Below are 25,469 nucleotides of genomic sequence, written 5' to 3'. Positions count from 1 at the left end.
AACGACGCGTGTAGTAGCACTATCAAATCACCGCACTTCTCGCGGCCCCGTCAGGAGGCATGGATGCTACATAGACCCGACTCATTTCACCTCGAACACCCGACAGCACCCTCACCTGCGTGCAAGGCACTGCCGTCGATCAGTGGAGCGTTAAGCCTCGTGCGGTTTAACGTTCAGCACTCGTGCGCGATGGCCGCTAATCCATTGAAATATAAGAAAATATTAGATCGCCTCATCCGGCGTTATGCCGCGTATTAAAGTTAGTGCGATCTAATCACTGTTAGCATTTCAAAATTTAAGTCAGGAGTACAAACTATGAGTAACTCAGTTGAAGTAAGAACAAAAGAAGAGCTTGAAGCTGCGGTTAAAAACAAAGTTGAGAAGATAATCGTAAAAGGGGATCTGGCTGAAAAAATTCATAAAGCCGAGGCGATTAAGAAAGTTTCTAAACCGGCCTTAGTTGTTCTTGGGGCAGCTTTGGCTGCAACACCCTTCACTGGTGGGGTAAGTGGTGCTGTTGGAGTCGTTGGCCTAACTGCAACAACTGGTATGGGTATCGCCGCGATAACTGCCGTTGCTTTTTTAGGTTTAGCATTAATTTTAAGCATTACTAATGGTTATGATAGGAAATTCACGGCTAAAGCAGAAGGGTACGGTGAGGCCTCAATGGAAATGAATAAAAAGTGAGTGCTTAAAATGCCAAAATTTCATCCAGGGCCTCCATATTTTTTCTTATGCAAAGCATGTGGCCACAGATTTCATAGAAAAATAAAGATTGGTCTTTTTTGTCCTGAATGCAAATCACTGCGTGTTGTCACTGATAGGGCAGTTTGCAAGTGATGCTAACAATCGCAGTCACAGCGACGTCTTCTCCATTACGGCTTCGCCTCCATTCCAAAGCCGCGCGTGCTGCGGGCGTTAGGGAGTATCCGGATTGGCAAAATTGCGAAAATTGCTAGATCTTGAGCCGAGATGTTATGCATACGCGTACATGATTCTGGCTATTGTATATGCTGCACTTTTTTACTTTGCCAGAACAGCGTTAGGCTTGCCAGATGGATGGCAAAACAGTATCTATCTCAGCGTCGTAACTATAACGACTCTTGGTTTTGGCGATATCACCCCATCGACAGAATTAGGTAAGCTCGTAGTATCTTCCGAACCATTCTTTGGTGTCGTTCTTCTTGGCCTATTTTTGAATGCTCTTTCACATGCACGTAATTCTGAAGTTATAGAGAATGAAAAAGAGGTTGATCGGCAGAGAAAGGAAGAATTGAGAAAATCTCTTGAAATGCATTCTTGTTTGGTTCTTGATGTATTTAAGTCAGGGAATCCTTTTGCTTGGGACAAGCATGCTAAATATAGTGCTCCGATGGATGACTTAGAGGACTTTGCTAGGAAAACATATATTTCGCTAGAGGAGCGGAAAAGTAATATCAAGACGCTCCAGATAAAAATGCTACTGGAAACAATTGATCAAAATTACGACACCTTCCTAAGCTTAATGCCGGTGGCAGCAGAAATATCAAGTGAATATGTTCTTGAGTGGAGTTCATTTTTAAGCAACTCAAGAAACCTAAAACAGCAATATGATAGGTCGCAAGCGAACATACCAGAATCAGGCGAGATCAAATGGCCCGACATTGATGACATTGCTTTACAAGTTCAAGAGCTTATTCAAAGCTGTCTTTTTATAAGTCGCCGAGGAAAAATCCCTAACAAAGCAATGCACGCGACAAGCGCGTGATTGCGGCGTTACGCAGTTTCCAAACTTACTTGATGTCGGCCCCGTTCGATGGTCACGAAAAACCGCATACTCGGTAATTGGCACTGAGCCTTTTGTCACTTTTCCCTTGAGCGCCGCGTCCGACATCGCGGCTGTCTCGTCCTCCTCTATTCGTAGATGTGAGTGGGGCAGTATTCGTTGCAATCCAGATATTGACTCTCTCGCCCGCAGATAAAGCTGATCACTTGCAGCTTGCAGCTTGCAGCTTGCAGCTTGCAGCTTGACGCACCAGCGCCCACCAGCTTACCTTTACGTTAACGTAAAGCAAACCAAGCTGCCGCTCCATGACTCAGACCTACAGCATTTCCGACCTCGCCCGTGAGCTGGATATCACCACGCGGGCGATTCGTTTTTATGAGGAGCAGAACATGCTCAGCCCCGAGCGTCGTGGGCAGGAGCGGGTTTATAGCCCTCGGGACAAGGTGATTTTGAAGCTGATTCTGCGCGGCAAGCGCATCGGGTTTTCGCTGGCGGAATGTCGCGAGCTGATTGAACTGTACGATCCGGGCCACGGCAATCGCAAGCAGCTGGAGACCTTCCTGGACAAGATCACCCAGCGCCGTGCGCAGCTGGCGCAGCAGTTGCTGGATATCGAGCAGATGCAGATCGAGCTGGATACCGCGGAGGAGCGCTGTCGAACGGCGCTGGAGCAGACGGCAACCTGAAACAGGTTGTTGAAAACGTTGGCGAGGCAGGCAGCGCAAGGCAAAAGCATGTGAAAAAGCGATCGGAGTCGCGCTCGACTTTACAAGTTGTAAATGAGCATTTTGATCGGACTCGCGCCCGAGCATGCTTTTAACGCGGCGATGGCAACGCAGGTAGTTTTCAGCAGCCTGTTTGCCGCCTACATAACAATAAACACAGGTGACCCCATGCATTACCCATCGCTGAACTTCGGTCTTGGCGAGACCATCGACATGCTGCGCGAGCAGACCCGCAACCTGGTTGATGCCGAGCTGGCAACCCGTGCCGCCGAGATCGACCGGGAGAATCAGTTTCCACAGGAGATGTGGCGGCGTTTTGGTGACATGGGGCTGCTGGGCATTACCGTGCCGGAGGAGTATGGCGGCTCCGGGCTGGGGTATCTGGCGCATGTGGTGGCGATGGAGGAGATCAGCCGTGGGTCAGCGTCGGTGGGCTTGTCCTACGGGGCGCATTCCAACCTGTGCGTGAACCAGATCAACCGCAACGGCACGCCGGAGCAGAAGGCGACATACCTACCCAGGCTGATCAGCGGTGAGCATATCGGGGCGCTGGCGATGAGTGAGCCGAACGCGGGCTCCGATGTGGTCAGCATGAAGTTGCGCGCCGAACGCCGTGGTGACCACTTCGTGCTCAATGGCAGCAAGATGTGGATCACTAACGGCCCGGACGCGCACGTTTACGTCATTTACGCCAAGACCGAACCGGAGCTTGGCCCCCACGGCATCACCGCCTTTATCGTTGAACGCGATTGGGCCGGCTTCTCCCGCAGCCCCAAGCTGGACAAGCTGGGCATGCGCGGCTCCAACACCTGTGAGCTGGTGTTCAACAACGTCGAGGTGCCGGTCGAGAACATCCTTGGTCAGGTCAACGGCGGCGTGAAGGTGCTGATGAGCGGGCTGGATTATGAGCGCGTGGTGCTCTCCGGTGGCCCGACCGGGATCATGCAGAGCTGCATGGACGTGGTGGTGCCCTATATCCACGACCGTCAGCAGTTCGGCCAGAGCATTGGCGAGTTCCAGCTGATCCAGGGCAAGGTGGCCGACATGTATACCCAGCTCAACGCCAGCCGTGCTTACCTCTACGCCGTGGCGCAGGCCTGCGACCGTGGCGAGACCACCCGCAAGGACGCCGCCGGGGTAATTCTCTACACCGCCGAGCGCGCGACGCAGATGGCGCTGGACGCGATCCAGATTCTCGGCGGCAACGGTTACATCAACGACTACCCCACCGGCCGCCTGCTGCGCGACGCCAAGCTGTACGAGATTGGCGCCGGCACCAGCGAGATTCGACGCATGCTGATCGGTCGGGAGCTTTTTAATGAGACGCGTTGACCCAGCCGCAAGCTATAAGCTGCAAGCGGCAAGCAGCACGGAGATGCCTCGGGGTTGGGAGCACCTAGTCGACGAGAGTGCCGAAGTTCCGTCTGGCAAAAATAGTGGAGTGACCGCGATCAGCTTGCAGCTTGTAGCTTATAGCTTGCAGCTTGTAGCTTATAGCTTGCAGCTGGCCAGGGAGCGCGTGCAATGACCACCCTACCAACCCAAATCACCCCCACCTCACCGGAATACGCAGCCAACGCCGCCGCTATGCGCTCTCTGGTCAGCGAGCTGCAAGCCCTGCTTGCCGCCATTGCCGAGGGCGGGGGCGAGGCGGCGAATGCGCGGCATCTGGCGCGTGGCAAGCTGCTGCCGCGTCAGCGCGTGGACGCCCTGCTCGATCCCGGTTCGGCCTTTCTGGAGATCGGTCAGCTGGCCGCCCATGAGGTCTATGGCGAGTCGGTGCCAGCCGCCGGGGTGATCGCAGGTATCGGCCGGATCGAAGGCGTTGAGTGCATGATCATCGCCAATGACGCCACGGTGAAGGGTGGTTCCTACTATCCGCTGAGCGTGAAGAAGCACCTGCGGGCGCAGACTATCGCCCGTGAGAACCGCCTGCCGTGCGTCTATCTGGTTGACTCCGGCGGCGCCAACCTGCCACGCCAGGACGAGGTGTTCCCGGACCGTGAGCACTTCGGGCGGATCTTCTTCAATCAGGCCAACATGAGCGCCGCGGGCATTCCGCAGATCGCCGTGGTGATGGGCTCGTGCACCGCCGGCGGCGCTTACGTGCCGGCGATGGCCGACGAGACCATCATGGTGCGTGAGCAGGCGACCATCTTCCTCGCCGGGCCGCCGCTGGTGAAGGCCGCGACCGGCGAAGTGGTCAGCGCCGAGGCGCTGGGTGGCGCCGATGTGCATTGCCGCACCTCCGGGGTGGCCGATCATTACGCCGAGAACGACGAACACGCCCTGGCTCTGGCCCGCCGCTGCATCGCCAATCTGAACTGGCACAAGCAGGGCGAGCTGAACAGCCGCCCGGTGCTGCCGCCACGCTACCCGGTGGAGGAGCTGTACGGGGTGATTCCGGCTGACAGCAAGCAGCCGTTCGACGTGCGTGAGGTGATCGCGCGGCTGGTCGACGACAGCGCTTTCGATGAGTTCAAGGCGCTGTTCGGCTCCACGTTGGTGTGCGGTTTTGCGCACCTGCACGGCTACCCGGTGGCGATTCTGGCCAACAACGGCATCCTGTTTTCCGAGGCCGCGCAGAAGGGCGCGCACTTTATCGAACTGGCCTGTCAGCGCGGCATTCCGCTGCTGTTCCTGCAGAACATCACCGGCTTTATGGTCGGCAAAAAATACGAGGAAGGCGGCATCGCCAAGCACGGCGCCAAGCTGGTGACCGCGGTGGCCTGTGCCCGGGTGCCCAAGTTTACGGTGATCATCGGCGGCAGTTTTGGCGCCGGTAACTACGGCATGTGCGGCCGCGCCTACGATCCGCGCTTTCTGTGGATGTGGCCGAATGCGCGCATCTCGGTGATGGGCGCCGAACAGGCCGCGGGCGTGCTGGTGCAGGTCAAGCAGGAGCAGGCCGAGCGCAGTGGCGAGCAGTTCAGCGCCGAGCAGGCCGAGGCCCTGCGCCGTCCGATCCTCGATCAGTACGAACGCCAGGGCCACCCCTACTACGCCAGCGCCCGCCTGTGGGATGACGGCGTGATCGACCCGGCGCAGACGCGGGATGTGCTGGGGTTGGCGATATCGGCGGCGTTGGGAGCGCCTATACCGGCTAGCACGTTCGGTGTGTTTCGGATGTAGCGGCGCACATCAGCCGCAAGCCGCAAGCCGCAAGCTTCAAGCTGACCGAGCCGGCGGAGCGTTTTTTTGCGAGGCAGGTAACCCTGCGTTGGCTTGGGTTAGCAAACGAGCTTGTGGGCTGCACGGACAGCTTGCCGCTTGTAGCTTGCGGCTTGCAGCTGCGCGAGCAAGAGCGCGCCAGTCACTAATCGAGAAGAATCGAATGAGCCAGTACCAGACTATAGAAATTGAATTCCGCGAAAACGGTGTGGCGACGCTCTGGCTTGCTCGCGCAAGCAAGAACAACGCCTTCAACGCCGAGATGATCCGCGAGCTGCTGGATGCACTGGATGCGGTGGCGGCTAACCCGGCGGTGCGCTTTATGTTGCTGCGCGGCCGCGGCAAGCACTTCTCCGCCGGTGCCGATCTGGCCTGGATGCGCGACTGCGCGGCGCTGGATTACAACGCCAATCTGGACGACGCCCGCGAGCTGGCGCAGCTGATGGCGTCGCTGGCGCAGCTCAGGGTGCCGACGCTGGCGGTGGTGCAGGGCGCGGCCTTTGGCGGCGCGCTTGGGCTGATTAGTTGCTGCGATATGGCGATTGGCGCCGAGGACGCACTGTTCAGCCTGTCTGAGGTGCGCATCGGTCTGCTGCCGGCGGTGATCAGCCCCTATGTCACCCAGGCCATCGGCGCCCGCGCCACTCGCCGCTACGCGCTGACCGCCGAGCGTTTTGACGGCCTGCGCGCCCGCGAACTGGGGCTGCTCGCCGAGTGTTATCCGGCGGCCGAGCTGGATGCGGCGCTGGCGCAGTGGATCGACAACCTGCTGCAGAATGGCCCGCAGGCGATGATGGCCACCAAGGCGCTGCTGCAGGAGGTCGGGCTGGGTGAAATGAGCACCCCGCTGCGCCGCTACACCGAGGCGGCGATTGCCCGGGTGCGGATCAGCCCCGAAGGTCAGGAGGGCCTGTCGGCCTTCCTGGAAAAACGCCAACCCGACTGGTGCGCGAGCCATGATTGATTCCCTGCTGATTGCCAACCGCGGCGAAATTGCCTGCCGCATCATGCGCACCGCGCGCGAGCTGGGTATCGCTACCGTAGCGGTACACAGCGAGACCGACCGCGACGCCCTGCACGTGCGCTGCGCCGATCAGGCGGTCAACCTGGGTGGCGCGCGGCCGAGCGAGAGTTATCTGCGGGGTGAGGCGATCATCGCCGCGGCCAAGGCCACTGGTGCCCAGGCGATTCACCCCGGCTACGGCTTTCTCTCCGAGAACGCCGATTTCGCCCGCGCGGTCGACGCCGCCGGGTTGATCTTCGTCGGCCCGCCCGCCAGCGCGATTGATGCCATGGGCAGCAAGTCGGCGGCCAAGGCGCTGATGGACGCCGCCGGGGTGCCGCTGGTGCCCGGTTATCACGGCGCCGATCAGGCGCTGGAGACCTTCCGCGTCGAGGCCGCCAAGATCGGTTACCCGGTGCTACTCAAGGCCGCGGCCGGTGGCGGTGGCAAGGGTATGAAGGTGGTCGAATCGGAAGCACAGCTGGCTGAGGCGCTGTCGTCGGCCCAGCGTGAGGCGCAGGCCGCGTTTGGCGATGCGCGCATGCTGGTCGAGAAATATGTGCTGCAGCCGCGCCACGTCGAGATTCAGGTGTTTGCCGATCAGCACGGCAACGCGGTGTACCTGGCCGAGCGCGACTGCTCTATCCAGCGCCGCCACCAGAAGGTGGTGGAAGAGGCGCCGGCGCCCGGCCTGTCGCCCGAATTGCGTCGGGCCATGGGCGAGGCGGCGGTCACCGCCGCACGCGCCATCGGCTACGTTGGCGCAGGTACCGTGGAGTTTCTGCTCGACGCCCGTGGCGACTTCTTCTTCATGGAGATGAACACCCGTCTGCAGGTCGAGCACCCGGTGACCGAGCTGATCACCGGGCAGGATCTGGTCGCCTGGCAGCTGCGTGTGGCTCAAGGGCAGCCGCTGCCGCTGCGCCAAGAGCAGATCGTGCTGCGCGGCCACGCCATCGAAGTGCGGCTGTATGCCGAAGACCCGGAGCAGGACTTTCTGCCCGCCAGTGGCGAGCTGACGCTGTACCGCGAGCCGGTGGCAGGCGTTGGGCGGCGGGTCGACAGCGGGGTGGTCGAGGGCGACCGCATCTCGCCGTTCTACGACCCGATGCTGAGCAAGCTGATTGCCTGGGGTGAAGACCGGGAAACTGCCCGCCGCCGCTTGCTGGCGATGCTGGCCGAGCAGCAGTTGGGCGGGGTACACAGCAACCTCGCCTTCCTGCGCCGGGTGCTGGCGCATCCGGCCTTTGCCGCCGCCGAGCTGGATACCGGTTTTATCGCGCGCCATGCCGACGCCCTGCTGCCCGCGCCCGCCCCGCTGCCCGACGCCTTCTGGGCGCTGGCCGCGCGTGCCTGGCTGCTGACGGCACCCAGCGCTGCGCGCGCCGATGACCCGCACAGCCCCTGGGCCGCGGCCTGTGCTCTGCGCCTTGGGCTGGCCTGTGAGCAGCGCCTGCATCTGCGCTGTGGCGAGGCCGAGGCACGCGCCCTGCCCGCTACGGGTGTCAGCCTGTTGGGCGATCAGTTGCTGGTCGATGGCCGTCGCCACGCCGTGCAGCGCCGCGGCCAGTGGCTGTTTGTCGAGTGGGACGGGCAGCTGCAACGGGTCACCCTGGTAGACCCGATCAGCGAGGTGGAAGCGCTGCAGCACGGCCACGGCGGGCTGACCGCACCGATGAACGGCAGTGTGGTGCGGGTGCTGGTCGAACCGGGTCAGCAGGTGGCTGCCGGCGAGCTGCTGGTGGTGGTCGAGGCGATGAAAATGGAGCACAGTATTCGCGCTGCCGAGGCCGGCGAGGTCACGGCGATTCACTGCGCCGAGGGCGATCTGGTCGAGGAAGGCCGGGTGCTGGTGGCGCTGCAACCGCTTGCTGAGGAGGCAACGGCATGAGCATGCCGCAACAGGTGCGACTGGTCGAAGTGGGCCCGCGCGATGGCCTGCAAAATGAAAAACAGCCGATCAGCGTCGCCGACAAGGTACGTCTGGTCGATGATCTGAGCGCTGCGGGGCTGAGTTATATCGAAGTCGGCAGCTTCGTCTCGCCCAAGTGGGTGCCGCAGATGGCCGGCTCGGCCGAAGTGTTTGCCGCTATCCAGCAACAGCCCGGCGTGACCTACGCGGCGCTGGCGCCCAACCTCAAGGGGTTTGAGGGCGCGCTGGAAGCCGGTGTGAAGGAAGTAGCGGTGTTTGCCGCGGCCAGCGAGGGGTTTTCCCAGAAGAACATCAACTGCTCGATTGCCGAGAGCCTGCAGCGCTTTGAGCCGATCATTGCCGCGGCCAGGGAGCACGGCGTGCGGGTGCGCGGCTATATTTCCTGCGTGCTTGGCTGCCCGATCGATGGTGACGTAGCGCCGGAGCAGGTCGCCGCGATTGCCCGCGAGCTGCTCGACAGCGGCTGCTACGAGGTCTCGCTCGGCGACACCATCGGCGTCGGCACCGCCGGTGATACCCGCCGGCTGATCGAGGTGGTTGGCCGCGATATCGACCGCAGCCTGCTGGCCGGGCATTTTCACGATACCTACGGGCAGGCGCTGGCGAATATCCACGCCAGCCTGCTGGAAGGCGTGGCGGTGTTCGACAGCTCGGTTGCCGGGCTGGGCGGTTGCCCCTACGCCAAGGGCGCGACCGGTAACGTCGCCACCGAAGACGTGCTCTATCTGCTCAACGGGCTGGGTATCGAGACGGGTGTGGACATGGCGGCGCTGGTGCAGGCCGGTCAGCATATCTGCAACGTGCTCGGCAAAACCAACGGCTCGCGCGTGGCGCGGGCCTTGCTGGCGCGGGAGCAGGCATGAGCGAACCCTTGTGGCGGCCGGCGCCCGAGCGGGTTGCGGCCAGTCGGATGGATGCCTTCCGGCGCTTTATCAATCAACGCCATGATCTGGCGCTGGCAGACTACGCCGAGCTGCATCAGTGGAGCGTCAGCGCGGTTGACGCGTTTTGGCAGGCGGTGGCCGACTTCTTTGCGGTGGACTTCAGCACGCCGCCGCAGCGGGTGCTGGATAACCCGGATGCCATGCCCGGCGCGCAGTGGTTTGCCGGTGCCGAGCTGAACTTTGCCGCCCACCTGCTGCGCCGCCGCGACGATCACCCGGCGCTGGTCGCGATCAGCGAAGACGGTCAGCGTGAGCAGCTCAGCTACGCCGAGCTGGCGGCGCGGGCGGCCGGGTTGCAGCAGCACCTGCTGAAGCTCGGTGTGCAGCCGGGTGACCGCGTTGCGGCGCTGATGCCCAATACCTGGCAGACCGTGGTCGGCATGCTGGCGGCGGCGAGCATCGGCGCGGTCTGGTCCTCCTGCTCGCCGGACTTTGGCGCGCAGGGCGTGGTCGACCGCTTCGGCCAGATCGAGCCGCGGGTGCTGATCGCCTGCAGCGGCTATCGCTACGCCGGCAAGCAATTGGACATGAGTAGCAAGCTGGCGGAAATCCTGCCGCAATTGGGCGGCCTGCAGCAGCTGATCATGGTGTCTTACGGTGGTGTGGAGCCGTGTCTGGCGGAGTTTGCCTCGGTGGTCTCGACTGCCCACTGGGACGACGTCAGCCAGCCGGCCGGCAGCCCGGCGTTCACCGCCCTGCCCTTTGCCCAGCCGCTCTACATTCTGTATTCCAGCGGCACCACCGGGGTGCCCAAGTGCATCGTTCACGGTGCCGGTGGCACCCTGCTGCAGCACCTCAAGGAGCACGGCCTGCACACCGATCTGGGCAGCGAGGACGTGCTGTTCTACTTCACCACCTGCGGCTGGATGATGTGGAACTGGCTGGTCTCCGGGCTGGCGCTGGGTGCTACGCTGGTACTTTACGATGGTTCGCCGTTTGAGCCCTCGGCCGAGCGACTGATCGACCTGGTCGACGCGGAAAACATCAGTATTTTCGGCACCAGCGCCAAGTACCTGGCCGCGCTGGAAAAGGCCGGGGTCGAGCCGAATCGCAGCCATCAGCTGAGCCGCCTGAAGGCGGTGCTGTCGACCGGTTCGCCGCTTGCGCACGAGGGCTTTGATTACGTCTACCGCTGCTTCAAACCGGACCTGTGCCTGTCGTCGATCTCCGGTGGCACCGACATCGTCTCCTGTTTCGCCCTCGGCAACCCGACCGCGCCGGTCTGGCGTGGCGAACTGCAGTGCAAGGGCCTCGGCATGGCGGTCGAGGTGTGGGACGACGAAGGGCAGCGGCTGGCCGAGGGCAAGGGCGAGCTGGTCTGCAGCAAACCCTTCCCGTCGATGCCGCTGGGCTTCTGGAAGGATGAAGACGGCAGCCGTTTCCGCGCCGCTTACTTCGAGCGCTTCCCCGGCGTCTGGGCGCACGGGGATTACGCCGAAGAGACCCCGCACGGCGGGCTGATCATCCACGGCCGCTCGGATGCGGTGCTCAACCCCGGCGGGGTGCGCATCGGCACCGCGGAAATCTACCGGCAGGTGGAAAAGGTTGAGGCGGTGCTGGAATCGCTCGCCATCGGCCAGCAGTGGCAGGGCGATGTGCGGATGGTGCTGTTCGTGCGCCTGCGTGAGGGGATGGAACTGGATGCGGCACTGGAGGCGGAGATCCGCCAGGTGATTCGCGCCAACGCCACCCCGCGTCACGTGCCGGCGAAGATCATCGCGGTCAGCGATATCCCGCGCACCCGCAGTGGCAAGATCGTCGAACTGGCGGTACGCAACGTGGTGCACGGTCTGCCGGTGAAGAACACCGACGCGCTGGCCAACCCTGAGGCGTTGGATCTGTTTCGCGACCTGTCCGACTTGCAGTATTGACCGGGAAGGCCGAGTTCCAACTCGGCCACGTGGCTGCTGCGGAGCTTGCTGGTCGAGCGGGAGCTCGACCCCCCGGCGTGCTATGGTTTGCGGCGCTACTCACCGCAAAATGGAGCACGCTGGATGACACTGACCGATCTGCTGGGAACCGAACTGCCGCTGATTCAGGCGCCGATGGCGGGTGTACAGAACAGCGCGCTGGCGCTGGCGGTGTGCCGCGCGGGCGGGTTGGGCTCGTTGCCCTGTGCCATGCTCGGTGCCGATGCGCTGCGCGCGGAACTGGAGGTGTTGCAGCGCGAGGCGGCAGGCCCCTGGAGTCTTAATTTCTTTGCCCACCAGACACCGGCTGCGGATGAGGCACGGGAGCAAGGCTGGCGCGCCGCACTGGCGCCCTACTACGCCGAGTTCGGGTTGGATATCGACAGCATTCAACCCGGTGCCGGTCGCCGCCCGTTCGATGCCGAAACCCTTGAGCTGATCAGCGCCTACCGTCCGCCGGTGGTGAGCTTTCACTTTGGCCTGCCTGAGCCGGCCATGATCGAGCGGATCAAGGGCTGGGGCGGCAAGGTGCTGTCTACTGCCACGACCTTGGCCGAGGGCCTTTGGCTGCAGGCCAATGGTGCCGATGCGGTGATTGCCCAGGGGTTGGAAGCGGGTGGCCATCGCGGACATTTTCTGTCGACCGATGTGAGCCTGCAGATGGGCACGTTTGCGCTGTTGCCGCAGCTGGTGGCGGCGCTGGACATCCCGGTGATCGCCGCTGGTGGCATTGCCGACGCCAACGGTGTAGCCGCCGCCATGGCACTGGGCGCTTCCGGAGTGCAAATTGGCACCGCCTACCTGCTCTGCCCGGAGGCAACCACCAGCGCACTGCACCGGGCAGCACTGCAGAGTGAAGCGGCGCAGCACACGGCGTTGACCAACCTGTTCTCCGGCGGCGCCGCGCGGGGCATCGTCAATCGGGTGATGCGTGAGCTGGGACCCATAAGTGATCTGCCGCCCCCCTTCCCGCTCGCCGGTACGGCGATCACGCCGCTGCGCACGGCGGCAGAGAAAGCCGGAAGCGGAGATTTTTCGCCGTTGTGGGCCGGGCAGAACGTAACCGGTTGCCGCGCCGAGCCCGCCGAAAGTCTGACCCGTGCTTTGATGGCGTTGGTGGGTTAGCTTACCTCGACCCGGTCGTGGCCGATCAACCTGAGCAATTGCTGCAGCTGGCTCGGGTCGGGCTTGGCGAAGCCGGTTTCCAGCGCCGCGATGCGCATCAGAATGCGATCCTTGCGCAGCCCGGTCTGGGGCAGCTGGAACAGCGAGCCCGTCAGTTCGCGCAGCAGGAATGGCAGTTGCTGCTGGGTCTTGATCTGGTTGCCGAAAGGCGCGGCGTAGTCACTGACCATCTGCTTGATGGTGTCGTCATCGGCCTGCTGGCCGTAGTTCAAGTAGTGCTGAATGGCGCAGATCACCGCCATTTCGCCAAGGCGGCAGAAGTTCACGGCGGTATCCAGCGGGCCGGCGGCGATCGACTGGTGCGCACTCAGTCGCTTCAGAGCCTGGGCGAGGGCTTCACGTTCGGCCATGAAACCGGCGGCCAGACGTTGCAATAAGGGGTGCTCCAGCGCGATCCGGGCGCGTGAAAGCCGTCTGGCCAGGTCAGCGCAGGTGTGGCTGCCAAGCCACTCGTAGGCCTCACTCAGGCTGACACAGGCGCCCTCACGGCCGCGCAGCAGGCCTTCGCGGTTGGCACGATTGATACTGACCAGGGCCAGCAGCGGCTCGTTGCGTGCGAGTGTCAGGTAATCGGCCTGATTGGTTTGCTGCGGTAATACTGCAGCCTCCTGCTGACGCTCGGGGCTGGTCCAGGCCAGCCGAATCGGTTGCTTGAGACGCGCCTGAAGGAAGCCGTCCAGATCACCGATATTGCCCGCTGCGGCGCTTCCTTCCTGATCCCGCTGCAGCAACCTAGCCAGTCGCCTGCGCAGGTCATCCAGCTTGAACGGCTTGGCGATCAAATCGGCAATGCCGGCGGCGCGGGCATCGAGCACCAGCTGACGGTCGATGCTGGCGGTGACCAGCACGCGCAGACTGCGTGGGGCACGGCGTGCGACCTCTCGGGCCAGATCCAGGCCACTGCGGTCACTGAGCTGCAGATCGGTGATCAGCAGATCAACGCGGTCGCTGCGCAGGTGGTTGATGGCGCTGACTGCACTATCAAACAGGTGTGTTTCGATGCCGCCCAGATCGCGCAGGACGGAACGCAACAGTTCCGCAATCCAGGGGTCTTGCTCGACGATAATTGCTTTCAATGGTTACCAGCCCCGGCTTTGCAGATACGATCGCGACCCGATTCCTTGGCGTCATAGAGTGCGCGGTCGGCGTCATCCAGCAGGGCGTTGCTGTTCCAGTCCGGTGCCATGCAGCTGCTGATGCCGGCACTGAAGGTGCAGTTGAACGGTTTGCCCTGTGCCGAACTGAACTGCACCGCGCTGAAGGCCTGACGAATGCTGTCGAGTATGCTGAAGGCGTCGTCCTCACTGCAGCCGGGCAGCACGGCAACAAACTCCTCGCCGCCATAGCGGCCCAGCCGATCGATCTTGCGCAGGCGCTGGCGCAGCAGGTTGGACAGGGCGCGGATCACGCTGTCGCCGCTGGCATGGCCGTACCGGTCATTGACCGACTTGAAACGATCAATGTCGATCATGGCGACGGTCAACGGGGAGCGGGTGCGCAGCGCCCGCTCGGCTTCGATTTCAACCTGTTCCTTGATGTCGGCGTGTTTCAGCAGGCCGGTCAGGCTGTCACGAGCCAGTGCTTCACTGACCATGCGAGCGCGCTGTGCGCGGGCATAGACGGTCGTCAGCAGTGCGCTGTCACTGATCGGCTTGGTAATGAAGTCGTCTCCGGCCTTGAGCAGGGCCGACATCTGCCGCTCGGCATTGACCTCGGCCGACAGGTAAACGATGGGGACACGCAGCCAGTCGTCGTTCAGGCGGATCACCTGTGCCAGTTCCGGACCGCTGTACTGCGGCATGCTGAGGTCCATCAGCACCACTTCAGGGCTGAACGCTGTCATCTTGTCCAGCAACTGGTGCGGATCGCTCAGGGTGTCGACCATCATGCCCGCGCTGCTCAGCACCAGGGCGTAGCGAGCGCTCAACTCGGTATCGTCATCAATGATCAGCACCCGGAACGGGCCGCCCTGAAGCGTGTTGAAGCAGCGTTCCAGGCGGCTCTCAAGCATCGGCAGATCCACCGGTTTGGTGAAAAAACCGATGGCGCCAACACGCACAGCATGCAAGCGACCGGTGAAATTGTCCTGTGAACTGATGACCAGCAGCGGCGGTGATTGGGCATCACGCTGGCGAAAAATCGGGTCCTGCAGCAGTGTGCTGCCAGGCGGGCTGGTGTCGACAATCATGGCGTCGATATGATCGGCTTGATGCAGGGTCGTCGGATTGTCGAAGCAACTGGTCTGGTAACCGAAGCTGCCCAGGGTACGCTGTAACTGCTCGCGCATTTGGTCGTCCGCCACCAGCAGGCCAATATGCCGCTGATCACGCTCATCGGTCCTTGGTGTGTCGAGGCGCTGGTGCTCGGTTGGGGTATCGGGGGTATGCTCCAGCAGCTGATTCAGGTGATGCGTCGCCTCTGCCAGGCTATTCAGCACGGCACTGGAGCGGCGCTGCGCATCCAGCTCGGCCTGGGCGCGTTGTTCCAGCTCTCGACAACGCTCACCCAGGGCTGCGTAGCCAAAGGTGCCGGCTGACCCGGCCAGCTTGTGCAGGCGATCACGCAGATCCTGCAATGCGTTTGGGGTATTTTGCAGCTGATCCGCAAGGTGGTTCAGCTCATCCAGTTCGTCGTGCAGACGTTGGCGAAAACGCTCTTCCAGAGCGGCCAGCTGGGCGACGAGCTGTTGTGATTCATGCATGCTTGTGTTCCCAAATCTCGCGGATCTGATCTGACAGGGTCATAGGGTCGAACGGTTTGATGATGACGCCGGCGGCACCCAGGTCTCGGTAGGCAGCCACCTCCTGGGTCTGCGCCTTGGCCGTCATGAATACGATCGGCACGCCCTGCATGCAGGATAGCTTGCGCAGCTCGGTCAGGGTCTGCGGGCCGTCCATCCCCGGCATCATGACGTCCAGCAGGACCAGCTGGGGGCTGAAGTCATCGACGGCGGCAAGGCCGTCGGCACCGGAGTCGCAGCTGCGTACCTCAAAGCCGCCCACCACCTCCAGTGCGACCCGGGCAACTTCCTGAATCGAAGGATCATCCTCGATGTGCATTATGCGTTTCAGTACTACCGTCATACTATTGTGCATCCTGTGTCTTGGTACTGCCTTGATCGATGTCAAGGTGGTGGCACATCGCCTTGATTTTGTCGATTGTCTGACACCGCTAGCGGTAAGGTAAACCAGAAACAGGAGCCCCTGTCGACTTCCGATTGCACGCCTACCTGACCGCCCATGCGTTCAATCAGCTCCTTGCAGATAGCCAGCCCAAGCCCGGTACCGCCGCGCCGACGCTTGTCGGTTGTGTCGATTTGACTGAATTTCGTGAACAGCAGCGGTTGCTGTTCGGCTGCGATACCTATGCCCTGATCAACGACACTGACCGTGACCGAGTCACCCTTCAGGTGCCACTCTATGCGGATTGAGCCGCCCGAGTGCGAGAACTTGGCGGCGTTCGACAGGTAATTGGTCAGCACCTGTTGCAGGCGGCGCTGATCGGCGATGATGGCCATGTCGGCCAGCCCGTCGGGGATATACCAGTGCACCTGAAAGCGTTCCGCGTAGGGGCGGTTGCTCTCCATTGCCTGAACAACAGCGGCGCGCAGATCCTGGGGTTCAAGCTGCAGCGCTACCTTGCCGGCCTCAAGTTTTTCCATGTCGAGCAGGTCGTTTATCAGCTCATTGAGTCGCTGGCTGTTTTCCCGGGCAATACCAAGCAATCGTGCACCTGCGGCGGAGCTGGGATCGGTTGTGCCGCTGTGCAGCAGGCCAAGGGCGCCAGTGATGGCGGTCAGCGGGGTGCGCAGCTCATGGCTGACAGTCGCCAGGAAGTGGCTTTTCATGTTGCTCGCGTGACGGATTTCGGAAATGTCGTGCATGACCACGATGGCGGCGCCCGGACCGCCCTGTTCGGGATACAGCAGGCCACCACTGCAGAGCACGTGGCGCAGCGGCTGATCGGCACAGGCGATGCAGATTTCAACGTTCTCGACCGGTTTGCCCTGCCAGGCGCGCACCAGCGGTATATCGTCCGTGGTCAGCGGCGTCCGGCCGTCGGCAGCGTAGAGATCGTAGGAGCGTGCCCATTCCTCCGGTGGCAGGTTGAGCATGTTGGTACCATGCCATTGCTGGGCGGTGCTATTGAACAGGGTCAGAGTGCCGTCGTCCGCGCAGGCAACAACGCCGGCCTTGAGTGAGTCGAGGAGCCGCCGGTTCAGCGCCTGCTGGTGTACCAGCTCATGCGCCTCTTCTAGGCTGGTCAGCAGGGTGTGGCGCAGTTGCAGCTGGTATTCGACCAGTCTGGTCAGCCGTTGCAGGGTGTCACGCTGCTGGTCGTTGAGGGTGCGTGGCCGCTGATCGATGACGCAGAGGGTGCCGAGCAGAGCGCCCTGCGGGCTCGCAATCGGCATGCCTGCGTAAAAGCGAATGCCCGGGTCACCGGTAACCAGCGGGTTATCCGCAAAGCGTGGATCGCGGGTGGCATCAGGCACTTCCATCAACGTCGGTTGGCGGATCGCGTGGGCACAGAAGGCCATTTCCTTCGGTGTTTCGCTGGTGTTCAGACCGACCCGGCTCTTGAACCATTGGCGCTGGCTATCAATCAGCGAGATCAGTGCGATCGGAGTGTCCAGCCAGCGTGCAGCCAGCGCCGTCAGGTCGTCGAAGGCCTGCTCGCTGGGGGTATCCATGATTTGCAGCGCTGCCAGTGCGGCCAGACGCTGCTGCTCGTTGCTGTCGCTATTGTTCACGCTGGCTCCGCCAGATTAACTTCATGTGTCAGTCTAGACAGTTTCCCGGTATGCATTGGGGTTCTTGCATGGCAGCCGAACCCAGAATCGTGAGCCCACCCCTTCACTGGATTCAAAACCCACTTCGCCCGCCATGCGGCGGGCCAGTTCGCGGGTAATGGCCAGACCAAGCCCCGATCCGGTGCGACTGCGGGTGCTGGTGCTGTCGACCTGAAAGAACTTGTCGAAGATGCGTGCGTGCTCCTTCGATGGAATGCCGATACCCTCGTCGCGCACGCTGATCTCTACCAGGTCGCCAAGGTGTTGGGCACCGAGCCAGATGCGTCCCTGCGGGCGCGAGAACTTGGCTGCATTGGACAGCAGGTTGGCCAGTATCTGACCAAACCGCTGGCGATCAACGCTGACTACCACGTCGTCTATCGGATCCAGTAACTGCGTTACCTGGAATTGGTCGGCATAGCTCTGATTGAGCTCCAGCGCCTGTTCGAGCAAGGGGCGCAGGGGCTGATCCTGCAGCTGGATCTGCAACTGGCCGGCGGTCAGCTTGTCCATATCGAGCAGGTCATTGATCAGGCTGTGCAGGTTTTCGCTGTTTTGCACCGCGATACCGAGCAGCCGACGCATGTTTTCGGGGATGGTACCGAGCGCGCCGCCATGGATAAGCTTCAGAGCGCCACTGATGGCGGTCAGCGGGGTGCGCAGCTCATGGCTGACCGTGGAGACAAACTGTGCCTTCATCTGCTCGATCCGAATTTGCTCGGTGACATCCCAGATGAATCCGTCAAAGCCGATCAGACTGTCGTCGGCAGCAAATTCGGCACGGCCTTTTTCGCGTACCTGTACGATCTGCCCGTTGGCATGAATCAGGCGATAGGTGAGCTCGAAGGTCGGCTCGCTGCGTGTGCCCTGTATGCGTTCTCGCAGAGCCGAAAGGTCATCAGGGTGGACGATGCTGGCATAGCTGCGGAGCCGGTTATCGACCAGATCAACAGCCGGATAGCCAGTAATGTGTTCTATCTCGTTACTCAGGTAGGACATGCTCAACTGGTGGTCCGGGCGACGCCGATACACCGCGCCGGGCAGGTTGCTGACCATGCTGCGGAAGCGCGACTCGCTCTGTTGCAAGGCGCGCGTGGCTTCGGCCAGGTCGGTAATATCGGTGGCCATGCCAAGATAGCCGACGGCCTCGCCGTGCTCGTCGGCGATGCGGGTGACCGTCAGATTGACCTGCCGCTCCTGACCATCCTTGCGCCGATAGGTCCAGGAGCGGGTTTCCGAGCCGCCTTGCCGTGCTTCGTGGAGAAATACCTCCAGACCATCTATCGGCTTGCCGTAGTGGGCACTGAGCTCCTGGCTGCGCTGTTCTATTTCGCTGGATAGGTGGAAACAGATGGGCGTTTGCTGACCGACCATTTCCTCAGCCCGGTAACCCAGCAACTTTTCAGCACCGGTGTTGAACAGGGTGATGCTGCCCCGGGTGTTGACGACAATGACAGCCACCTCGGTTGAGGCCTTGATCACGGCGCTCAGGAAGGCACGGGCTTCGCGCACCTCCTCGGCAGCCGCCATCTCCTGACTGATATCGGTGTGAATGCCGCTCATCCAAAGTGCCCGGCCGCTGGCATCGCGGCGCGAGACCTGGCCGTGGCTCTGGATCCACACCCAGTGGCCATCCTGATGGCGGGCACGGCAGACATAGCGAAGATGGTCGGTATCGCCGCGCAGGTGAGCCAGCAGTTGCGCACGAGCGCTTTCCCGGTCGTCCGGATGAATCAGTTCTGACCAGCTGGCCGCCGGAATCGACTGGGGCTTATCTGCCGGAAGGCCCAGCATCTGCAGCCAGCGCGGGTTGACCTCGAGCTGTTCCGCGCTCATGTCCCATTCCCAGCTGCCGACGCCGGTAGCGTCGATGATACGTGCCAGCCTTTGCTGTTCACTGGCCAGGTGCTGCTCGATGTGCTTGCGCGTGGTGATATCGGCAATGAATCCATGCCAGACGATGTCGCCATTAGCCAGTGGCTCCGGACTTGCGTAGCCTGCGACCCAGATTTCGCCCAGCCGCGGATGGCGAACGCGGTATTCCGAGCGCCACTCGGTGAGCTGGCGGGCGGATTCGCCGATTTCGGCCACGATCCGGTCGTGGTCCTCCGGATGGATCAGCTCGATGGCCGGCCTGGCATCGATACCGGCTTGCTCCGGTGTCAGGTCATAGATATTGCCGATGCCCTCGCTGCTGAAGGGAAACCAGCTGTGTCCGTCGCTGCTCAGCTGGTACTGGTAGACCATGCCGGGCAGGTGCTGATTGAGTTTGGCGAAGCGCTGCAGCAGCGCTTCGCGGGCCTGCTGCTCGGCCTGCTGCTCGAGCAGGCCGCTGCACCAGCGGGCGCAGAGCCGCATGAAATCGAGGTCGACCTCATCGAACGGTCGTGCCCGCGGTGCCGAGGCGGAAAAGTTCAGCGTGCCGTAACGGCGGTTGCCAACGATCAGCGCAACGCCGATGTAGCACTCCAGGGCAAAGGTCCGGTAGCAGGGGTGTCCGTTGAAGCGCGAGTTACCCATGCTGTCGATTACCATGACATCGTCGTGCTGATAGGTCAGGTTGCAGTAGGTTTGTTCGAAGTCGAAACAGGCTCCGCTCTCCGGACTGTTCTCGCCGCTGCTGGCAGCGATTACTTCATAGGTACTGCCGCTGATCCGGCTGACCAGCCCCAGGTCCAGCTGCAGGTAATCACAGCCCAGGTCGAGCAGTCGTTTCAGGCGCTCCTGATGAGACAGGCCAAAGTCCGCCGCGATGCGATTGAGCGAGCCCAGCGCCAGCCGCTGGCGCTCCAGGCGTTCCTGTAGGGCTGTGTGCTCCTCACGCTGGCGCATTGCATTTAGCAGCTGGCCGAGGCTGGTTTGCAGCGGTGCCAGAAATGTCAGCAGCGCCGGTCCGGCCTCATCCGGCCCATGAGACAGGGCCAGCATGCCCATCAGCCGCCCGCCAAAAAGCAGCGGGAGGAGCGCGGCGCCGTGCAGCTCAGGGTTGCCGCTGGCGATAAGCCTGGCTTGCTGGTCGCTGCTGGACGCATTCATGGCGTCAACCAGAGTACGCGGGGCCGGTTCGGGATGCGGCCGGGTATCAAGGCTGCTTTGTAGCTGCAGTGTCTGGGTACCGTCCGGTTCGAGCCGGGACTGGCTGAGCAAACCGACCTGATAGCCGGTCAACGCCAGTATCTGTTCCAGCACCTCGTGCAGGCTGACCTGCATCTGGTTCTGCTGGATGTAGGCCGACTGGGTGCGGGCAATGATTTCCAGCAGGCGGCGATTGTGCTCCCGCTTCTGGCTTTCCTCGCGTATGGCGTCGGCGTGGCGCAGCACCTGGCGGCGTGCCGCCCGGTAACTGCTCAACTGCAGCAGGCTGAACAGGGCGCAGGCTGCAACCAGCGCCAGCAGCCATTTACCTGCCAGCTGCCGCTGTTCACGCAGATGCGCCGCTGCCTGGGTGCTGATATCGCGCCAGAGCACCAGAGCGGTTGGTGCAGGGGTGTCAGCCGGCTGTTCATCGGCCACGGCTTCCAGTGGCAGCAGGCTCAGCAGCCAGGTGCCGTCACTGTTGCTGTAAAGCCGTTCCGGCGTTCGCTGGTCGAGGGTACCGAGAGCGTCGCTTACGCCGGGCGGCATTGCTGCACCGTGTTTTTCTACCTGCAGCCAGCGGCCTTGCCCCAGCAGCGGCATAGAGTGCTTGAGCGATCCAGCAGGGACGCTGTCGGCTTCGAGCAGCAGAGACAGACCTTCGGACCTATCGATAGGTCCGTCGACAAGTGCCGGGAAGCTAACCTGCAAGGTGGCAATCAGCGGACTGTCGGGGCGGTTGTCTGCGAGCAGCGGGGCAACGGCGCTCTCGCTGGCATTGTCGTAATGGAGCGTCAGTCCGCTGCGGATCGCGGGGTCGTCTATCACCAGCTGATTTAGCGGATTGCCCTCGTCGTGCTGATCGCCCCAGACATCCCGCTCCCGCATGCGCAGCAGGGTGCTACGGTCCTCGATCAGGTTAACCTGTAATTCTTCAGCTCCGGCCTGGCGCAGTAGCTGCCAGAAACCGTCAATATGGTCGGCCAGTTGGACGCGCAGGCGCAGCACCTCGGGGTGAGAGCGGCCGTGCTCCCTGATCAGGGTGTTGATACGCCGGATCAGCCGCAGAACGTCAGGGTCCTGGCTGAGGCTGTAGACCGCGATCCGGGCTTCGCCGCGCATGGCTTGTCGGGCCTGTTCGAGAACGGACAGGTCGCGGCGAGCTTCATTGAACAGCTGCTCGCGCCACTGGGCGTCGCGTTGCTGAGAGGCGGCGACCGCCAGAAACAGGAATAGCAGGGCCAGCAGTACGATGCCGAGCGGCAGGGCGATGCGTCCGTTGCGGAAAGTGGGCAGCGTGGCCATGGGAGATTCCAGTGCGTTGTCAGCCCAGAAGATAGCGGTTTGCCGACCGCGCTGCCAGCGTCGCGCGCTCTGTGCCGGCACTTGTCAGGTGCCGGCAACGGGTACTGACGCGATCGCGGCTTACAGGCTGTTGTTCACATGACCACCATCGACGTTGATGATGGTGCCGGTCATGAACGAACCGGCCTCGCTGGCGAGCAGCAGCAGCGGGCCATCGAGTTCGTCGAGCTGCCCCAGGCGGCCCATCGGGACCTTGCTGCGCACGTAGGTCTGGCCATGCTCGGTGTCAAAGTAGTCGGAATTCATTTCGGTGCGGAAGTAGCCGGGGGCAATGGCGTTGACGCGGATACCGTTTTTCGCCAGTTCCATCGCCATGGCCTTGGTCAGCTGCACCACACCGGCCTTGGCGACCGCGTAGTGGGCCAGTGCCTTGCCAACCCGCAGGCCGAGGATCGAGGCAATGTTGATCACACTGCCACCCTGGCCGCCGCCGGCCATCGCCTTGCAGCCGCGATGGGCGACGCGCCAGGCACCGTCGAGGTTGGTGTCGAGCATGCTGCGCCAGTTACCTTCGTCCATGTCCAGGAAGGGCACCGGATCGCCAATGCCGGCGTTGTTGACCAGAATGTCGCACACGCCGAAGGCGTACTCGGCGGCACTGAAGCCGGCGTCGACGCTGTCGGCGTCGGTTACGTCCATGGTGACCGCCATTGCCTCAAAGCCCTGCTGCTTGAGCTCGTCCACCAGCGCGGACAGACGATCGGCGCGGCGGGCGGCCAGCACCACGCGCGCGCCGGCAGCGGCCAGTACGCGGGCGAAGTGGGCGCCGAGGCCGCTGGAGGCGCCGGTAATCAGGGCAGTCTTGCCGGTCAGGTCGAAGCGCGAGGTGGTCATGGGTCGGATCTCCTGTTGTTATTGGGCATCTTGAACGCGCCCGAGTATCGGCCAACTTACCCCCTGATACCAGCGCAGGCTGCCCGGGTGATGACGCACGATCAGCCGGACACGGGTGTGCCGAGCGGGAAGCTGGCCTGCACCAGCAGGCCGCCGAGTGGACTGTCACCGAGCAACAGGCTGCCCTGGTGGCGCTCAATGATGCGTTGCACAATGGACAGACCCAGCCCCGCACCCTGGCTGTTGCCCTGGGTGTGAAAGCGTTCCAGCAGGCGCTCGCGGTCGGCGGGCGCCACGCCACTGCCGCTGTCTTCGACCCGCAGCACCAATTGGTCGGCCTGCTGCTGTAGGCTGATCAGAATCCGCCCGCCATCGGGGGTGTGCTGGATGGCATTGCCGACCAGATTTTGCAGCAACATGCCGAGGCTGCCGGGCTCCATCTCCACCTGTTCCGGCAAGCTGCCGTCGCTGACCAGCTCCAGTTCCTGATCTCGCCGCAGAGCCAGCGGCAGCAGTTCGGCAACGGCGTCTCGGCAGCTTTGCAGCAGGGCGACGGGCACCCGCTGGCGCTGCTGGTCGTCTGCCAGCCGGGCCAAGGTCAGCATTTGCGAGATCAGTCGGGTGGCGCGCTCCACGCCCCGGCGAAGGTGCTGCAGGGCCTGGTCACGCTCGGCCGGCTCGTTGGCCTGCATGGCGTTTTCGGCGTGGATTTTCAGCACCGCCAGCGGCGTGCGCAGTTCATGCGCCGCGTCGGCAATAAAGCGCTGTTCGCGGGCCAGCAACTGGTGCAATTGCTCGAGCATGCGATTGAGCGCGGCCTGCACCGGTTCCAGCTCCTGCGGTAGATCGCTGAGTACGATCGGCTGCAGACTGTTGGGCTCGCGCAGGCGGATCAGGCGGGCCAGCTCGTCCAGCGGTTTCAAGCCCGAGCCGATGGCAAACCAGACCAGCAGTACCAGCAGCGGGATACCCAGCAGATCGGGTACCAGTGTCCCGCGCACGATCTTGTCGACCAGCTCGCCACGTACGTCGCTGCGCTCGCCGACCCAAACCGCCAGACCGCTGTCGGGTGACTCCAGTACATAGCTGCGCCACTGGTGCTGCGCTTGCTGCAGATCGGCAAAACCCGGCTGCCAGTCGGCGGCGGTCAGCGGCGGCACATTGAAGGAGCGGGCAATGACCCGGCCCTCGGCGTTACGCACCTGGAAGGCCAGCTTGCTTTCATAGCGGTGTCCGAGTTTGGGGTGCTCGCCGCTGGTTTCCAGCAGCGCCTGGGCCAGTTGTTCGGTCGGAATCTGACCCTGCGAGGCACCGAGCAGGCCGATCAGCACCCGTGCGCTCTGGCCCAGCTGAGCGTCGAACAGCTCTTCTACCTCGTGGGTGGAGTCGTGGTGGCTGGCCCAACCCATGATCAGGGTGCTGACCAGCAGCAGCCCCAGCACCCGCACCAGGATGCGCTTGCGGATGGATTTCATGCGTCGCGCTCGATCATGTAGCCGACCCCGCGCAAGGTGCGGATCAGGCCGCTGAACAGCTTGCGCCGCAGGTGGTGGATATGGACTTCCAGGGTGTTGCTGTCGACTTCCTCATTCCAGCCGTAGAGCGCCTGCTCCAGCCGATCACGGGTCAGCACCCGGTCCGGCTGAGCCATCAGTTCGTGCAGCAGGATGAACTCCTTGCGCGACAGATTGACGTTGCGGCCTTCGAAGCTGACCTGCTGGCTTTGCGGGTCGAGGGTGACGCCGCGCAGCTGGATCAACGGCTCGGCGCGCCCGGCGCTGCGCCGCAGCAGGGCGCGGATGCGGGCCTTCAGTTCGGCGCTGTCGAACGGCTTGATCAGGTAATCGTCGGCGCCGGCATCGAGCCCGGCGATGCGGTCTTGCACGCCGTCGCGTGCGGTCAGCACCAGTACCGGCACGGCCTGATGTCGGTCGCGCAAGGCGCGCAGCACCTGCAGACCGTCCATCCGCGGCAGGCCCAGATCCAGAATGGCCAGATCAAAGGGCTCGCTGCTCAGCGCGTGCAGTGCGCTGGCGCCGTCCTGCAGCCAGTCGAGTGTATAACCCTCGCCCTTGAGCGAGGTGAGAATGCCCTCGGCGAGGGAGCTATCGTCTTCAACCAGCAGCAGTCGCATGGGTTACCTGTTGGCGATTTTATCCAGTCGGGCGCGGATCTCGGCCTGGCGGCCCTGATCGGCCAGCGGGCGGTCCGGGCGCGGGGCAGCAGCCTGGGCCTTGAGCAGCGCGGCGCGGGCTTCAGCATAGCGTTTCTGGTCGATCAGGTAATCGCCCCAGAAGTAATTGCTGTCGATGCCGTCCGGGTTCAGTGCCAGTGCCTGCTTCAGCAGCGCTTCGGCCTGCTCGTCATCGCCAAAGCCGATTGGCCAGCCCGGAACCTGGTAGTAGAGCGCGCCCAGACTGGTGTAGGCCGAGCCCTGCAGGGCCTGCGGGTCAACCTGCAGGGCGTGCTCGAACAGGCTTTTGGCCTCCTTGACCTTGCCCAGTGCGCCCAGGCCGCCGTCGGCGCCAGCCCAGCTGCTGAGAATGATGCCGCGCCAGATCAGTAGCGGGGCGTCATCGGGTTCCTGTGCCAGCGCCTGCCCGGCTTCGGCGGCCAGGGCTTCGAAGGCGTCCGCCTTCTGGTCTTCCGGCAGCTGGTACTGAATTTCCGCCCAGCGTTGCTGCAGCGGAGCGATATCGGCGGCAAGGATGTTCAGGCTGAAGCCGGCCAGCAGGCCGGCAACGAGATAACGAATCCAGATGGACAT

19 protein-coding genes are annotated in these 25,469 nt (G+C 62.6%); 10 read left to right on the top strand and 9 right to left on the bottom strand.

Going from position 1 to position 25,469, the window contains the following annotated elements:
- The first annotated feature begins 315 nt into the window (after positions 1-315).
- The 10 genes from O5O48_RS05085 (at position 316) to O5O48_RS05040 (ending at position 12,576) form a co-directional block, all read left to right on the top strand.
- Positions 316-687, top strand: coding sequence for a hypothetical protein (locus O5O48_RS05085; protein WP_269688360.1), 372 nt, complete (start codon positions 316-318; stop codon positions 685-687).
- 304 nt (positions 688-991) lie between these two features.
- Positions 992-1,747: a potassium channel family protein gene (locus tag O5O48_RS05080; protein ID WP_269688359.1), complete on the top strand. Its 756-nt coding sequence runs from the start codon at positions 992-994 to the stop codon at positions 1,745-1,747.
- A 323-nt stretch (positions 1,748-2,070) separates the two neighbouring features.
- Positions 2,071-2,451: a MerR family transcriptional regulator gene (locus tag O5O48_RS05075; RefSeq protein WP_269688358.1), complete on the top strand. Its 381-nt coding sequence runs from the start codon at positions 2,071-2,073 to the stop codon at positions 2,449-2,451.
- A 207-nt stretch (positions 2,452-2,658) separates the two neighbouring features.
- Positions 2,659-3,822 (top strand): isovaleryl-CoA dehydrogenase, encoded by a 1,164-nt coding sequence (locus O5O48_RS05070; RefSeq protein WP_269688357.1) that lies wholly within the window; start codon positions 2,659-2,661, stop codon positions 3,820-3,822.
- A gap of 192 nt (positions 3,823-4,014) precedes the next feature.
- A complete protein-coding gene (locus O5O48_RS05065) occupies positions 4,015-5,622 on the top strand; it encodes a carboxyl transferase domain-containing protein (RefSeq protein ID WP_269688356.1) in 1,608 nt (535 codons plus the stop codon).
- Positions 5,623-5,824: 202 nt separating this feature from the next.
- A complete protein-coding gene (locus tag O5O48_RS05060; protein WP_269688355.1) occupies positions 5,825-6,625 on the top strand; it encodes a gamma-carboxygeranoyl-CoA hydratase in 801 nt (266 codons plus the stop codon).
- Positions 6,618-8,555 carry an acetyl/propionyl/methylcrotonyl-CoA carboxylase subunit alpha gene (locus O5O48_RS05055; RefSeq protein WP_269688354.1) on the top strand — a complete coding sequence of 646 codons (1,938 nt, stop codon included), beginning with the start codon at positions 6,618-6,620 and terminating at the stop codon, positions 8,553-8,555. The genes O5O48_RS05060 and O5O48_RS05055 overlap by 8 nt, the downstream gene beginning before the upstream one ends.
- Complete coding sequence (locus O5O48_RS05050) at positions 8,552-9,460, top strand: hydroxymethylglutaryl-CoA lyase (RefSeq protein WP_269688353.1); 909 nt, start codon at positions 8,552-8,554, stop codon at positions 9,458-9,460. Before O5O48_RS05055 ends, O5O48_RS05050 begins: the two co-directional genes overlap by 4 nt.
- The gene (locus O5O48_RS05045; protein ID WP_269688352.1) at positions 9,457-11,412 is read left to right on the top strand and encodes an acetoacetate--CoA ligase; all 1,956 of its coding nucleotides are present in this window, start codon (positions 9,457-9,459) and stop codon (positions 11,410-11,412) included. The genes O5O48_RS05050 and O5O48_RS05045 overlap by 4 nt, the downstream gene beginning before the upstream one ends.
- A gap of 123 nt (positions 11,413-11,535) precedes the next feature.
- Positions 11,536-12,576, top strand: coding sequence for an NAD(P)H-dependent flavin oxidoreductase (locus O5O48_RS05040; protein WP_269688351.1), 1,041 nt, complete (start codon positions 11,536-11,538; stop codon positions 12,574-12,576).
- Here O5O48_RS05040 and O5O48_RS05035 read toward each other — a convergent pair.
- The 9 genes from O5O48_RS05035 to O5O48_RS04995 all read right to left on the bottom strand — a co-directional run bounded on the left by O5O48_RS05035 (position 12,573) and on the right by O5O48_RS04995 (position 25,469).
- Entirely contained in the window at positions 12,573-13,712 is a 1,140-nt protein-coding gene (locus O5O48_RS05035) for a response regulator (protein WP_269688350.1), read from the bottom strand. The two genes, O5O48_RS05040 and O5O48_RS05035, sit on opposite strands and share 4 nt — an antisense overlap.
- On the bottom strand, positions 13,709-15,337 hold the full coding sequence (locus O5O48_RS05030; RefSeq protein WP_269688349.1) for a diguanylate cyclase: 1,629 nt from the start codon (positions 15,335-15,337) through the stop codon (positions 13,709-13,711). The genes O5O48_RS05035 and O5O48_RS05030 overlap by 4 nt, the downstream gene beginning before the upstream one ends.
- On the bottom strand, positions 15,330-15,719 hold the full coding sequence (locus O5O48_RS05025; protein ID WP_269688348.1) for a response regulator: 390 nt from the start codon (positions 15,717-15,719) through the stop codon (positions 15,330-15,332). The genes O5O48_RS05030 and O5O48_RS05025 overlap by 8 nt, the downstream gene beginning before the upstream one ends.
- A 41-nt stretch (positions 15,720-15,760) precedes the next feature.
- Complete coding sequence (locus O5O48_RS05020; RefSeq protein ID WP_332367351.1) at positions 15,761-17,389, bottom strand: ATP-binding protein; 1,629 nt, start codon at positions 17,387-17,389, stop codon at positions 15,761-15,763.
- 33 nt (positions 17,390-17,422) lie between these two features.
- Positions 17,423-21,808, bottom strand: a complete 4,386-nt coding sequence (locus O5O48_RS05015) for a PAS domain-containing protein (RefSeq protein ID WP_269688347.1) — start codon at positions 21,806-21,808, stop codon at positions 17,423-17,425.
- A gap of 120 nt (positions 21,809-21,928) precedes the next feature.
- The gene (locus O5O48_RS05010; RefSeq protein WP_269688346.1) at positions 21,929-22,702 is read right to left on the bottom strand and encodes an SDR family NAD(P)-dependent oxidoreductase; all 774 of its coding nucleotides are present in this window, start codon (positions 22,700-22,702) and stop codon (positions 21,929-21,931) included.
- Positions 22,703-22,803: 101 nt separating this feature from the next.
- Complete coding sequence (locus O5O48_RS05005) at positions 22,804-24,177, bottom strand: ATP-binding protein (RefSeq protein WP_269688345.1); 1,374 nt, start codon at positions 24,175-24,177, stop codon at positions 22,804-22,806.
- Positions 24,174-24,836: a response regulator gene (locus O5O48_RS05000; protein WP_233048616.1), complete on the bottom strand. Its 663-nt coding sequence runs from the start codon at positions 24,834-24,836 to the stop codon at positions 24,174-24,176. Before O5O48_RS05000 ends, O5O48_RS05005 begins: the two co-directional genes overlap by 4 nt.
- 3 nt (positions 24,837-24,839) lie before the next feature.
- Complete coding sequence (locus O5O48_RS04995) at positions 24,840-25,469, bottom strand: tetratricopeptide repeat protein (protein ID WP_233048617.1); 630 nt, start codon at positions 25,467-25,469, stop codon at positions 24,840-24,842.

This window comes from Halopseudomonas sp. MFKK-1, from assembly GCF_027474385.1.
Lineage (GTDB): Bacteria > Pseudomonadota > Gammaproteobacteria > Pseudomonadales > Pseudomonadaceae > Halopseudomonas > Halopseudomonas aestusnigri.
Note: the sequence above shows the minus strand (reverse complement) of the source record. Positions and strands in the feature narration are given on the sequence as shown.

What these genes read in the sequence shown, in the direction of transcription:
- O5O48_RS05085 (WP_269688360.1), top strand. Translation starts at nt 316, where the DNA reads ATGAGTAACTCAGTTGAAGTAAGAACAAAAGAAGAGCTTGAAGCTGCG.
- O5O48_RS05080 (WP_269688359.1), top strand. Translation starts at nt 992, where the DNA reads ATGATTCTGGCTATTGTATATGCTGCACTTTTTTACTTTGCCAGAACA.
- O5O48_RS05075 (WP_269688358.1), top strand. Translation starts at nt 2,071, where the DNA reads ATGACTCAGACCTACAGCATTTCCGACCTCGCCCGTGAGCTGGATATC.
- O5O48_RS05070 (WP_269688357.1), top strand. Translation starts at nt 2,659, where the DNA reads ATGCATTACCCATCGCTGAACTTCGGTCTTGGCGAGACCATCGACATG.
- O5O48_RS05065 (WP_269688356.1), top strand. Translation starts at nt 4,015, where the DNA reads ATGACCACCCTACCAACCCAAATCACCCCCACCTCACCGGAATACGCA.
- O5O48_RS05060 (WP_269688355.1), top strand. Translation starts at nt 5,825, where the DNA reads ATGAGCCAGTACCAGACTATAGAAATTGAATTCCGCGAAAACGGTGTG.
- O5O48_RS05055 (WP_269688354.1), top strand. Translation starts at nt 6,618, where the DNA reads ATGATTGATTCCCTGCTGATTGCCAACCGCGGCGAAATTGCCTGCCGC.
- O5O48_RS05050 (WP_269688353.1), top strand. Translation starts at nt 8,552, where the DNA reads ATGAGCATGCCGCAACAGGTGCGACTGGTCGAAGTGGGCCCGCGCGAT.
- O5O48_RS05045 (WP_269688352.1), top strand. Translation starts at nt 9,457, where the DNA reads ATGAGCGAACCCTTGTGGCGGCCGGCGCCCGAGCGGGTTGCGGCCAGT.
- O5O48_RS05040 (WP_269688351.1), top strand. Translation starts at nt 11,536, where the DNA reads ATGACACTGACCGATCTGCTGGGAACCGAACTGCCGCTGATTCAGGCG.
- O5O48_RS05030 (WP_269688349.1), bottom strand. Translation starts at nt 15,337, where the DNA reads ATGCATGAATCACAACAGCTCGTCGCCCAGCTGGCCGCTCTGGAAGAG.
- O5O48_RS05025 (WP_269688348.1), bottom strand. Translation starts at nt 15,719, where the DNA reads ATGACGGTAGTACTGAAACGCATAATGCACATCGAGGATGATCCTTCG.
- O5O48_RS05015 (WP_269688347.1), bottom strand. Translation starts at nt 21,808, where the DNA reads ATGGCCACGCTGCCCACTTTCCGCAACGGACGCATCGCCCTGCCGCTC.
- O5O48_RS05010 (WP_269688346.1), bottom strand. Translation starts at nt 22,702, where the DNA reads ATGACCACCTCGCGCTTCGACCTGACCGGCAAGACTGCCCTGATTACC.
- O5O48_RS05005 (WP_269688345.1), bottom strand. Translation starts at nt 24,177, where the DNA reads ATGAAATCCATCCGCAAGCGCATCCTGGTGCGGGTGCTGGGGCTGCTG.
- O5O48_RS05000 (WP_233048616.1), bottom strand. Translation starts at nt 24,836, where the DNA reads ATGCGACTGCTGCTGGTTGAAGACGATAGCTCCCTCGCCGAGGGCATT.
- O5O48_RS04995 (WP_233048617.1), bottom strand. Translation starts at nt 25,469, where the DNA reads ATGTCCATCTGGATTCGTTATCTCGTTGCCGGCCTGCTGGCCGGCTTC.